The 12,090-nt window shown below is 63.1% G+C and carries 10 protein-coding genes; all 10 read right to left on the reverse strand.

The window, feature by feature from the left end:
* Positions 1-3 precede the first annotated feature (3 nt).
* Complete coding sequence (locus tag FQK05_RS00640; RefSeq protein ID WP_233270303.1) at positions 4-777, reverse strand: SDR family NAD(P)-dependent oxidoreductase; 774 nt, start codon at positions 775-777, stop codon at positions 4-6.
* 4 nt (positions 778-781) lie between these two features.
* The gene (locus tag FQK05_RS00645) at positions 782-2,068 is read right to left on the reverse strand and encodes an acyl-CoA dehydrogenase family protein (protein WP_158964757.1); all 1,287 of its coding nucleotides are present in this window, start codon (positions 2,066-2,068) and stop codon (positions 782-784) included.
* A gap of 38 nt (positions 2,069-2,106) precedes the next feature.
* The gene (locus FQK05_RS00650; RefSeq protein WP_158963593.1) at positions 2,107-2,880 is read right to left on the reverse strand and encodes an enoyl-CoA hydratase-related protein; all 774 of its coding nucleotides are present in this window, start codon (positions 2,878-2,880) and stop codon (positions 2,107-2,109) included.
* Positions 2,877-4,187 (reverse strand): 3-hydroxyacyl-CoA dehydrogenase, encoded by a 1,311-nt coding sequence (locus FQK05_RS00655; RefSeq protein WP_158963595.1) that lies wholly within the window; start codon positions 4,185-4,187, stop codon positions 2,877-2,879. Before FQK05_RS00655 ends, FQK05_RS00650 begins: the two co-directional genes overlap by 4 nt.
* Positions 4,184-5,911, reverse strand: coding sequence for a class I adenylate-forming enzyme family protein (locus FQK05_RS00660; RefSeq protein ID WP_233270304.1), 1,728 nt, complete (start codon positions 5,909-5,911; stop codon positions 4,184-4,186). Before FQK05_RS00660 ends, FQK05_RS00655 begins: the two co-directional genes overlap by 4 nt.
* Before the next feature lie 922 nt (positions 5,912-6,833).
* The gene (locus FQK05_RS00665; RefSeq protein WP_158963597.1) at positions 6,834-8,567 is read right to left on the reverse strand and encodes a SulP family inorganic anion transporter; all 1,734 of its coding nucleotides are present in this window, start codon (positions 8,565-8,567) and stop codon (positions 6,834-6,836) included.
* A 6-nt stretch (positions 8,568-8,573) separates the two neighbouring features.
* Positions 8,574-8,918, reverse strand: coding sequence for a beta-lactamase hydrolase domain-containing protein (locus FQK05_RS00670; protein WP_158963599.1), 345 nt, complete (start codon positions 8,916-8,918; stop codon positions 8,574-8,576).
* A gap of 134 nt (positions 8,919-9,052) precedes the next feature.
* On the reverse strand, positions 9,053-10,282 hold the full coding sequence (locus FQK05_RS00675; protein ID WP_158963601.1) for an acyl-CoA dehydrogenase: 1,230 nt from the start codon (positions 10,280-10,282) through the stop codon (positions 9,053-9,055).
* A 270-nt stretch (positions 10,283-10,552) separates the two neighbouring features.
* A complete protein-coding gene (gene phoB, locus FQK05_RS00680; protein ID WP_158963603.1) occupies positions 10,553-11,242 on the reverse strand; it encodes a phosphate regulon transcriptional regulator PhoB in 690 nt (229 codons plus the stop codon).
* A gap of 11 nt (positions 11,243-11,253) precedes the next feature.
* Positions 11,254-12,075 carry a phosphate signaling complex protein PhoU gene (gene phoU / locus FQK05_RS00685; RefSeq protein WP_158963605.1) on the reverse strand — a complete coding sequence of 274 codons (822 nt, stop codon included), beginning with the start codon at positions 12,073-12,075 and terminating at the stop codon, positions 11,254-11,256.
* Positions 12,076-12,090 lie beyond the last annotated feature (15 nt).

Raw genomic sequence — 12,090 nt, forward strand, 5'->3', positions numbered from 1 at the left:
GTCTCAGGTCCACATCACGCTGCCACCGTCGACCGTGAAGGCCTGCCCGGTGATGTAACGGCTGGCGGGCGCCGCAAGAAAGACCGCAAGGCCTGCCAGATCCTCTGGATTGCCAAGGCGGCGCAACGGAATTTCCTTTTCCGCCCGTTCCTTGGCGGCCGGATTGTTCCAAAGCTCCTTCGCGAAGTCGGTCTTGATCAGGCCCGGACAGATCGCGTTGACCCGGATGCCCTTGGGCCCCAGTTCCAGCGCCAGGTTCCGGATCAGCCCGATCAGGGCCAGCTTCGACATGCCGTAGACGCCCAGCATGCTGGACGGCTTGAACGCCCCGATGGACGACGTGAACGCCATCGAGCCTTCGCCCTTTTCGATCATGTCGGGGGCCACCGCATTGGCCAGCCACAGGTCCGACTGGACGTTGGCCTGCATGGTCTTTTCATAGGCCTCGTCGGGAATATCCAGGATCGACCCGTAATAGGGGTTCACCCCGGCATTGCCGATCACCACGTCGATGGGCCCGGCATCGGAACGGGTCTTGGCGACCAGCGCCTCGATCTGTTCGCGATAGCCGATATTGCAGGCGACGCCCGACACCAGATCCTTGCCCACGGCGGCGTTGATCACCGCTGCGGCCTCGTCCAGCTGGTCCTGCTTGCGGGCGGAAATCACCACCCGCGCGCCGTGTTCGGCCAGGGCCGTGGCCATGGCCAGCCCCATGCCCTTGGAGGCGCCGGTCAACAGCGCCACCTTGCCGGTCAGATCAAACATCTTGCTCATGTTCTTACGGCCCCTGGAATTTCTGTCCGCCGACAACCAGTCCGGTGATCGCCGACTGCCGGTCGTTGGAGCTTTCGAACGCCTTGCGTTCGGCGCGAGCGACGACGGCATGGTGCACCTCGTCCGGGCCATCGGCCAGGCGCAGCGTGCGCTGGCTGGTGTACATGCCGGCCAGAGGGGTCCACTGGGAAATGCCGGTCGCGCCATGAACCTGGATCGCCTGGTCGATGATCTGGCATGTCTTTTCCGGCACCATCGCCTTGATCATCGACACCCAGACGCGGGCTTCCTTGTTGCCGAGCGTATCCATGGCCTTGGCGGCCTTCAGCACCATCAGGCGCATCGCCTCGATCTCGATCCGCGCGCGGCTGATCGTTTCCATGTTCTTGCCCAGGTCGATGATCTTCTTGCCGAAGGCCTCGCGGCTGATGCCCCGCGCGATCATCAGGTCCAGCGCCTTTTCGGCCTGACCGATCGAGCGCATGCAGTGGTGGATCCTCCCCGGCCCAAGCCGCAGCTGAGAGATTTCGAACCCGCGGCCTTCACCCCACAGGATGTTCTCCTGCGGCACGCGCACGTTGGTAAAGCGGATGTGCATGTGGCCGTGGGGCGCGTCGTCCTCGCCGAAGACCTGCATGCCTTCCAGCACCTCGACCCCGGGCGTGTCCATCGGCACCAGGATCTGGCTTTGCTGGCGGAAGGGTTCCGCGTCAGGCGACGTCTTGACCATGGTGATCATGATCTTGCACCGCGGATCGCCCGCGCCGGAGATGTAGTACTTGTCCCCGTTGATCACCCATTCGCCGTTTTCCAGAACCGCGCTGGTCGAGATGTTGCGCGCATCCGACGAGGCATGATCCGGTTCAGTCATGGCAAAGGCCGACCGGATTTCGCCCGCCAGAAGCGGTTTCAGCCACTGTTCCTTCTGTTCCGGCGTGCCGACCCGTTCCAGCACTTCCATGTTGCCGGTATCCGGCGCCGAACAGTTCATGGTCTGAGAGGCGAGGGGGTTCTTACCCAGTTCCACCGCGATATAGGCATAGTCGAGGTTCGACAGGCCTTCGCCGGTTTCCGCATTGGGCAGGAAGAAATTCCACAGGCCCGCCTCGCGCGCCTTGTCCTTCATCTGCTCCAGCAGCGCCAGTTGTTCCGGCGTATGTTCCCAGCGGTTCGGGCGGTTTTCGCCCAGGCGGTAGAATTCCTCGGTATAGGGATCCACGTTGTCGCGGATATGCCGGATCACCTTCTCGAGAAGCGGCTTCGCCTTCTCCGACATCTCGAGGTTCATCATGTCGAACGTACTTTCCATGTTCACTCCTTCAGGGCGTATCAGTGCCCGACCCATTTGGGCGCGCGTTTCTCGACAAAGGCGGTGACGCCTTCCTTGAAATCATCGGTGTGCCGCAGGTCCATGATGACCTCGCGGCTGTATTCGATGCTTTCGGCAAAGCTGTGTTCGGTATCGAGCGCGTTCAGCACGCGCTTCGATGCCTTGATGGCAGAGGGCGAGACACTGGTAATCTCGGCCGCCTTGGCCATGGCGGCATCCATCAGCCCCGACTGCGGGACGACGGCGTTCACGATCCCGATCTCCTTCGCCTCGGCCGCACTGATGTGACGGCCGGTCAGGATCATCTCGTTCGCGATCTTGCGCGGCACGAAACGGGTTAGCATCTGGACGCCGCCCGCGGCTGCAAAGAAGCCGACCTTGACCTCTGGCAACGCAAAGGTCGCGTTTTCAGCCGCGATCAGGATATCGCAGGCCATCGCCGTTTCGAACCCGCCTCCCATGGCAAAGCCGTTCACAGCGGCGATGATCGGCTTTTCCCGGGTGAAGTTGCTGGTCAGCCCGGCGAAGCCACTGTCGGGGCCCTTCATCTTGCCACCCGAGGCCGTGTATTTCAGGTCGTTTCCGGCCGAAAACGCCTTTTCGCCCGCGCCGGTCAGGATCGCGCACCACAAGCTGTCGTCGGCCGCGTATTCCTCCCACGCCCCGTGCATTTCGTGATGCATCGGCGGGTGAACGGCGTTGTAGACTTCGGGGCGGTTCATCGTGACGATGAAGACGTTGCCCCGGCGTTCGGTCGTGATGAATTCGGTCATGCTGCCCCCTTGCCGGTCTTCAGACCGCCCGTGTCGATTTCCGTGAATTTTCCGCCACTTGCTGCAAGGTCCCGAAGCGTTTTCGTGGGCTGCAACTCGGGGTCGTCGGAGTTCAGCGCCTCCATCGTGGCCAGCACGGCTTTTGCACCGACCATGTCGCCATAGAACATCGGCCCGCCCTTGTCGGCCGGCCAGCCATAGCCGTTCAGCCAGACCACATCGATGTCGGATGCACGCTGGGCCTTGTTTTCCTCCATGATCCGGACGGCGGTATTGATCATCGGATAGACCAGCGTCTCGATGATCTCGTCCTGGCTCATGGTGGTCGGCTCGGCGCCGGTGATCTCGCGGATGATCTGCGCGGTCACCTCGGACGGCACGCCCTTGCGGTCATCGCCATAGTCATAGAAACCCGCCTTGGTCTTCTGGCCGCGGCGGTCCATTTCGCACAGCGCGTCCCGGATCGGGTTCTGCGTCTTGGCGCCCTTGGACCAGCCGATATCCAACCCGGCCAGGTCCGCCATTTGGAACGGTCCCATCTTAAAGCCAAAGGCATTCAGCGCGCTGTCGACGTCCCAGGGCAAGACACCCTTGTAGACCAGCGCATTCGCCATTTCCTGACGAGACCGCAGGATGCGGTTGCCCACGAAACCCGGGCAGACACCGACCAGGACGGCGATCTTGTGGATCTCTTTCGCCAGATCCATCGTCGTGGCCACGACATCGTCCGCAGTGTGGTCGGCACGTACGATTTCCAGCAATTTCATGATGTTGGCAGGCGAAAAGAAATGCAACCCGATCACGTCCTGCGGCCGGCTCGTGACGGACGCGATCTCGTCGATGTCCAGTGCCGAGGTATTCGTCGCCAGGATCGCGCCCGGTTTCACGATGCGATCCAGTTCGGTGAAGATCTGCTTTTTCAGGTCCATGTTCTCGAACACGGCCTCGATCACCAGATCGCAGTCGGCCAGCGCCTCCATCGACAGGGCGCCGGTATATCGGCCCATGCGCTCGTCCACTTCCTCGACCGGGAAGCGTCCGCGTTCGGCAGAACGTTGGTAGTTCGTGCGCACGACGCCCAGGCCGCGGTCCAGCGCGTCCTGCTTCGTCTCCACGATGGTCACAGGATACCCGACAGAGGCGAAGTTCATCGAGATACCGCCACCCATGGTACCGGCCCCGATGATGCCCACGGTCTTGATCGGTCGGCGCGGGACGGATGCATCGATGCCCGGGACGTCCCAGGCAGCGGCACCGGCCTTTGCGATATAGGCACCGATCTCGGCGTCGCTCGGCGTGGTGGTCATGTCGTTTCCTCCTCCTTCAAGGTGGACAGGCAGGCGGCGCGCAAGGAACGCCGGTCGTATTTGTCAGTGGCGATGCGGGGCAGGGGCTCCGCCTGAAGCCAGATGCGATCCGGCACCTTGTAACGTGCGATGTGGTCCTTCAGGAACGCGCGCAATGCGTCCTCCGTCAGGGTCGAACCCGGACGCAGTTGCACACCGGCGCCCACTGTTTCGCCCAGACGTTCGTCGGGCATCGAAAAGGCACAGGCCTCCAGCACGTCGGGGTGCCGGTGCAGTGCGCCTTCAACATCCAGACAAGCGATGTTCTCGCCGCCGCGGATGATGATGTTCTTCTTGCGGTCGACGATGGTGACGATCTCGTCCTCGTCGATGAACCCCAGATCGCCGGTGTGCATGAAGCCGTCCTTCAGCACCTCGGCCGTGGCTTCCGGCTTATTCAGGTAACACCGCATATTGCAGACGCTTTTGACAGCGATCTCGCCGATCTGGCCGACCGGCAGCGGGTTGCCGGCATCATCGACGATGCGAAGCTCCTGCAGGGGCCGGTGCAGCCGTCCCGCGGCGCCTGGGTGTTCCAGGTATTCAGGACCCGCAAGACCGATCCCGATCGAGCTTGTTTCGGTCATGCCCCAGCCGGTGGCGATGGACGCGCTGGGAAAGGCCGTGGCCAACGGCTCGACCTGCGCCGCGGGTCGCTTGGCACCGCCCGACGCGATAAAACGCAGCGAGTCCAGCGTGACGTCCATGGATCGCGCGGCTTCCACCAGTTCGGCAGTCTGGGTCGGCACACCGACCAGCTTGGTGATGCTTTCCGCCTGGATCACGCGCACTGCCTCGGCGGCATCCCACTTGTACATCAGGGCGATCTTCGATCCGCCAGGCAGGCTGCCGAAGAAGGCCGCATGGGTCGCGGTGACGTGGAACAAGGGTGTCACGATCAGGGCGGCGGGCCGCGGTGCAGGTGGCGCATCCGGATCCGGCGGCGTTACCAAAGGTGCCGCAACCAGCTGGAAATAATGCGAATACCCGGAATGGACCGCACCCCGATGGGTCAAGACGACGCCCTTGGGGTGGCCCGTGGTGCCGGACGAATACATGACGGCGAAATCGTCGTCCGGGTGAATCTCAACCGCCGGCGCCCCGGTTGCCGTTTCCGCCGCGCAAAGCGCCGAATAGCCCAGATCGGCCAGCGCTTCGCCTTCGCGCACACCAACCAGCGTCAGGCCGCTTTCGGCCGCGATGGGCCGGATCCGCTCGATCCGCTGGCCGTCCGCGAAGACCAGCCTGGCGCCGCTGTCCTTCAGGGCATAATCCATCTCCTCTGTCGTCCACCACGCGTTCAGGAAGACGACGACGCCACCTGCAGCGGCGATTGCGCACATCAGGATCAGGATTTCAGGGTAGTTGCGCATCCCAAGCGCCACCGGCGTCCCCTTGGTGACGCCCAGGCGGCTCACCATGACATGGGCCATCCGGTCCACATCGCCCAGGAATTCATCAAAGGTCCAGCGTTCGTCCTGGTAAACCAGGAAATCCGCGGCACCGTTGTCCATCGCCGGGCGGCACGCATCCAGAAAGGCGCGCAGATGCGGCGGCGCGTTCTTGAAGGCCGGATAGGTCACACCACGGACCGTCACCGTTTCCAGTGCAAAGGCGGGCTCCGTCTCGGTCAGGTGCCGGACGGCCTCATCCCGGGTCATGCCGGTGGACGGCACCATGGTCATGCAGAAACCCCCGGGTCTTCCGGGTGCTCCACGCAAGGGCTGCGCATTTCGAATGTCCTCCCATAGTCGCGGTTGTCAAAAGCCACCGCGACTCTTCCTCCGGCAGGATGTTAGTCCGGAACGAACAAGCTGCCAATACCGCATGACGGAACGGAATTTCGCAGAAAGGCGTGCCATCCTGACAAGTGCCAGCCAATTCTTGGCATGGGTTGCCACGAAGCGCAACGGGGTGATCGCGGGTGCACTGGGCCGAATGTCATGCACCGCCGGTGGGAAGACGGGAATCCGATCATGCCACCGAACTGCGGTCCACTGCCGGGACCGTTGCCAAGGTCGTCTCTGCCTCCAGTACGCCTGGTGCGACGCGGCCGGTGACACCTTTCATCCGATGTGGAAAACTGTGTACGAAACTGTGTGGAAGATGTTTGGATACATCATTTTGTTAAATCATTACGAATAGTTGCTTAGCATACCGCAAGCGGGGAACTGCCTGTGGACATCGGCGGTCCGGACAGATTCCTGCCATCCATCATGTCACTATTTATTCATAATACGGATTACGGGATCAATCGATGTGACTGCAAAGGTAGAATGTCCCACATGTGCAAAGTTGAAGTGTGACACTTCCCTGTAGGTGCAGGACTGGAGCGTGGCGGTGGGATGGATTGCGATGAGCGAGCGCGTTGAACCGGATCGAGGTATTGAGCCGGGTAACGCAGGACCAGATGACGACGGTCGCGGCTGCGAATGTGCTCGGACTGAACCGTCATCGGGCGCGCGGTATCAGGCGCACCGAACGGACGGCGCAATACCGAGGGCTGGAACTCCCGACTGGTCCGCCGCGCCAAAGGTGACACTTCTACTTTGCGAAACCGGCGACATTTCTATTTAGGTGCGACAATCGACAGGCCCGCGCCGTGGCCTAGCCGGCCGAAGCCCGCAAGCTCTGGATCGCGTCGTCCTGCGTCGCGAAAACCTGCCCGCTAAGCGTGGTCAGGAAATCGCTGCGGGCCAGCCGGTCGCGAACCTCGCCCTTCATTTCCGTCAGGTGCAGCGCGACGCCCATGTGCTGCAATCGCTGGTCAATCACGGTCAGCGAGTCGAGCGCGCTGAGGTCGACATCGTTGATCCCGGCGAACATCAGCAACACGTGCTTCACCCCCGGCCGGTTGTGCACGTGCTCCATCACCATGTCCTCCATCCAGCGGGCGTTGGTGAAGTACAGGCTGGAGTCGACCCGCAGGCTCAGGATTTCAGGATCGATGATCACCTCCTGCCGTTCGCGGTTGCGATAGAGGCGCGTGCCCGGAACTTGCCCAATCTCGGCGACATGCGGGTGCGAAAACTTCAACGCCAGCAAGACAATTGACAGAACAATGCCCGATCCCAGGCCCAGTTCGACCCCCGCGATCAGTGTCATGACCATAGTCGCGGCCACGGCCAGGAAATCGTCGCGGGAATAGGTCCAGCTGCGCGTCAGGACCTGGATATCGATCAGGCGCAGGATCGAGACGATGATCAGCCCGGCCAGCACGGCCAAGGGCAGATAGTGGAGCAACGGCGTCAGGAACATCGCAGCCAGAAGAATGATCGCCCCGGTCATCGCCCCCGCGGCTGGCGTGCGCGCGCCGGCGTCGAAGTTGACGCTGGTCCGCGCGAACCCTCCCGCCAGCGGGTATCCCCCGGCGATGCCGGCGGCCAGATTGGCAGATCCCAGTCCGATCAACTCCTGATTGGGAGAAATCTTGGCGCCGCTTTTCGCTGCAAAGGTCTGTGCAAGCGAGATATTTTCGACATACCCCACCAGAGCCAGCATGATCGCGGGCCCCAACAGGGCCTGCAGGTGCGACAGTTGCATATGCGGGATGCCGATGGGTGGCAGCCCCTGTGGCACCTTGCCGACGATCTGGACGCCCAGATCGGCCAGGTTCCAGTGCCAAGCGGCGAATGTGCCGGCCGCAACGGCGAAGATCGGCGCAATCCGGGTCAGCGTGGTCGCAACGACGGCCCCCATGCCCAGGCTCTGCAGCAGCTCTGCCAGGTAGCGACGGACCAGCACAAGAAACAGGATCGTCCCCAGCCCGATGACGACCGAGGGCGCATTGACCTGCCTCAGCTTCGGCGCAATGCTGGCCACCAGTTCCGGCAGCGTGTGGCCTTCGGTGTGGATGCCAAGGATGTGCTGCAACTGGCTGGTGGCAATCACTATGGCCGACGCCGAAACGAAGCCCGACACTACGGGATGGCTGAGGAAATTGGCCAGCACCCCCAGCCGCAGCACACCCATCAACAACAGGATGCCGGCGGTCATAAGTGCCAGCACTCCGGCCGCAGTCACCTGCGCGGTGACCGTATCCAGTTGCAGGTGCCCAAGGGCCGAGGCAGTCATAAGCGACAGCAGCGCCGCCGGGCCGATGCCAAGAAACGGGCTCGTGCCGAAGATCGCATAGAGAAACAGCGGGAAAATCCCGCAATAGAGGCCCATGTAGGCGGGCAGTTCCGCCAGCAGCGCATAGGCCAGGGATTGGGGGATCAGAAGAACTGCAACGATGACCGCCGCGGTCAGGTCGCCGCCCAGTTCGGCCCGGCCATAGCGGGGCCCCCAATCCAGGATCGGCAGCAGACGCGCCAGACCCGATGCCCGCGCGCCTGCCATGCTTCCTCAGACGTCCAGCGCGGGCGCTGTCATCCGGTACAGGTTCTCGCTGCGTGCGCCGGAACGGCAGAACAGCAGAACCGGCTTCGGAAGCTCGTCCCACATTGCCTGCAGCGCGGCGGCGTGGTCCGGGATCGGGCCCGTCGCGCCGGAAACCGGCAGATAGCGCGCCTCGATCGTGCAGTTGGCCGCGGCCTTCTCGATATCGGCAAAGAGCGGCTGGTCGCCGGCTTCGCCATCGGGACGATTGCAGACCACCGACTTGAAGCCCATGGCGTGAACCTGCGGCATGTCGGTGGGCAGGATCTGTCCCGCGACCGAAACGGTTTCGGTGATCTTCTTTGTCTGCATGGTGCGGTGTCCCCTCAGGCGGTCCCAGATGCGTCGCATGTTCAATCCAACATATTCAGGATCGGGCGGATGTGAAGCCCCGGCCGAACGGGGCGTATCGCCGCCCTGCCCGGCCCGAGCCCGATGCGTTCCGGTCAGAAGAAGGCCTGCAGGCCGGTCTGGGCGCGGCCCAGGATCAGCGCGTGCACGTCGTGGGTGCCTTCATAGGTGTTCACCGTTTCCAGGTTCACCATGTGCCGGATCACCTGGAATTCCAGACTGATGCCGTTGCCGCCATGCATGTCGCGGGCCTGCCGCGCGATATCCAGCGCCTTGCCACAGTTGTTGCGCTTCATGATCGAAATCATCTCGGGCGCGGCCTTGGCCTCGTCCATCAGGCGCCCCACGCGCAGAGATCCCTGCAGGCCCAGCGTGATCTCGGTCTGCATATCGGCCAGCTTTTTCTGGAACAGCTGCGTCTGCGCAAGCGGACGGCCGAACTGGTGCCGGTCCAGACCGTACTGGCGCGCGGCGTGCCAGCAGAATTCTGCCGCGCCCATCGCACCCCAGCTGATGCCATAGCGCGCGCGGTTCAGACAGCCGAACGGACCTTTCAGGCCTTCGACATTGGGCAGCAGCGCATCTTCCGGCACCTCGACATTGTCCAGCACGATTTCCCCGGTGACCGAGGCGCGCAGCGAGAGCTTGTTCTGGATCTTCGGCGCGGTCAGGCCCTTCATACCCTTTTCCAGGATGAAGCCGCGGATCTTGCCACCGTGCGCTTCGGACTTGGCCCAGACGACGAAGACATCGGCGATGGGCGCGTTCGAAATCCACATCTTGGCGCCGTTCAGGACGTAACCGCCCTGCACCTTCGCCGCACGGGTCTTCATGCCGCCCGGATCGGAACCGGCATCCGGCTCGGTCAGGCCGAAACAGCCGATCCACTCGCCCGACGCCAATTTGGGCAGGTACTTCTTCCGCTGCTCTTCCGAGCCGTAGGCATAGATCGGGTAGATCACGAGGCTGGACTGGACCGACATCATCGAGCGATATCCGCTGTCCACACGCTCCACTTCGCGGGCGACCAGGCCATAGGTGACGTAACCGGCACCCAGCCCGCCGTATTCTTCCGGCAGCGTGGTGCCCAGAAGGCCCATCTCGCCCATCTCGGCGAAGATGCCGGGTTCGACGCCTTCTTCCTCGAAGGCCTGGGTGATGCGCGGCTGCAGCTTTTCCTGCGCATAGGAGCGGGCGGACGACATCACCATGCGTTCGTCTTCGGTCAGCTGGTCTTCCAGGCGGAACGGATCGGTCCAGTCGACAGTGCCCAGATCGGGCGCATCCTTGGCGCGAAGCGTCGGGCGCGGGGCGGTCTCGGTCATGGGGGTAATCCTTCCGTTCGGCTGATGGATGTCAGATCCATAAAGGAACCGGATCCGAATGCAATATGCGCAGCACCCCTGCCCCGACCGGCACCTGGGGGGGCGCTGCCCCCGCCCGCCCGTTCCGGGCGGCCTCCCCCGGAGGTATTTGGAAAATGGAGAAAGCAGGGGCGCGCGCGCTGGCTTCTTCTCTTCCCAAATACTCCCGCCGGAGGCACCCGACGGCGCGGCCAATGACCGGGCGTGGATATGGCAGGAGATCCTCGCGGGTCAGCCCAGTGCGTAACCGGCGCCGCGGACGGTACGAACGGGATCGGGCCCGCCATACTGAGTCAGTGCCTTCCGCAGGCGGCCGATATGGACATCCACGGTGCGCGTGTCGACATAGATGTCGCGACCCCAGACCCGGTCAAGAAGCTGTTCGCGGCTCCAGACCCGGCCTGGCTTTTCCATGAAGGTCGACAGCAGGCGAAATTCTGTGGGGCCAAGCTTCAGCGGCTGGTCGGACCGGCTGACCTTGTGGGTTTCGGCATCCAGCACGATGTCGTCGAATTCCAGGCGCAAGCCCACGGTCGACGGCCGCACACGGCGCAACTGGGTCCGCACGCGGGCCATCAATTCGATCACCGAATAGGGTTTCACGACATAATCGTCGGCGCCGGTTTCCAGGCCGCGGACCTTGTCCACCTCTTCCGACCGGGCCGACAGCATGATGATCGGGATCGAGCGCGTTTCCGGCCGTGTCTTCAGCCGGCGACAGACCTCGATGCCCGACAGGTTCGGCATCATCCAGTCCAGCACGATTATGTCCGGCACATCCTCGTCCACCAGCAGCAGCGCCTCGTCGCCATTGCCGGCCTTCAGGACGCGGAACCCTTCGGCTTCCAGGTTGTAGGACAGCACTTCGCGTTGGGCCAGTTCGTCTTCAACGACCAGGACCGTGGGTTGATCGACAGACATGGGGTCTTCTCCTAGGACGTCACCGACGTGGTATCGGCCTTGGGCCGGTTGTCATCCGGCCGGTCGCCCGACACGAGATAGACGACCTGTTCGGCAATCGCCGTGACATGGTCGCCCATCCGTTCGATGTTCTTGGCAATGAAGTGCAGGTGCATGCAGGGCGTGATCGACCGCGGGTCTTCCATCATGAAGGTCAGGAATTCGCGGAACAGCGCGTTGTACATCTGGTCGACTTCCAGATCGCGCTCGATCACGTCGCGGGCCAGTTCCTGGTCCCGCATGATATAGGCGTCCAGCGCATCGCGCAGCATCAGCTCGACCTCGCGCGCCATCCGGCGCAGCGCCGACGCACTGTCCGACACCGACGGCACCTGCACCAGGACCGTCGTCCGCTTCGCGATGTTCTTCGCGTAATCGCCGATCCGTTCGAGATTTCCGGAAATCTTCATCACCGTCAGGATCACCCGCAAGTCGACGGCCGTCGGGCCTCTGAGCGCGATCAGGCGAGAGGTTTCTTCCTGGATCATCTCTTCCAGGCCATCGATGGCCAGGTCGCCCTTGCGGACGCGTTCGGCCAGTTCCTCGTCGCGCATTTCCAGCGAAAGGGCGCTGTCCATGATCGCGGCCTCGACAAGGCCGCCCATCTTCATGATGCGGGCCTGCACGGTCTCCAGCTCGCGGTCGAAGGACGACACGATGTGCTGTTCGTTCGGTTTGTCGGCCAGGGTCGGCCGGGTCGGGGTTCCGGCCCCTGCGGTCGTACCACCCTGCCCGCTGTGTTCAGCGGCGGCGGGTGTGACCTTCGGGTCCTGATCTTCGGGGCGGTCGGGCATGTCTTTTCGCGCTCC

Origin of the sequence: Chachezhania sediminis (genome assembly GCF_009765275.1) — a bacterium.
GTDB classification, from domain to species: domain Bacteria; phylum Pseudomonadota; class Alphaproteobacteria; order Rhodobacterales; family Rhodobacteraceae; genus Chachezhania; species Chachezhania sediminis.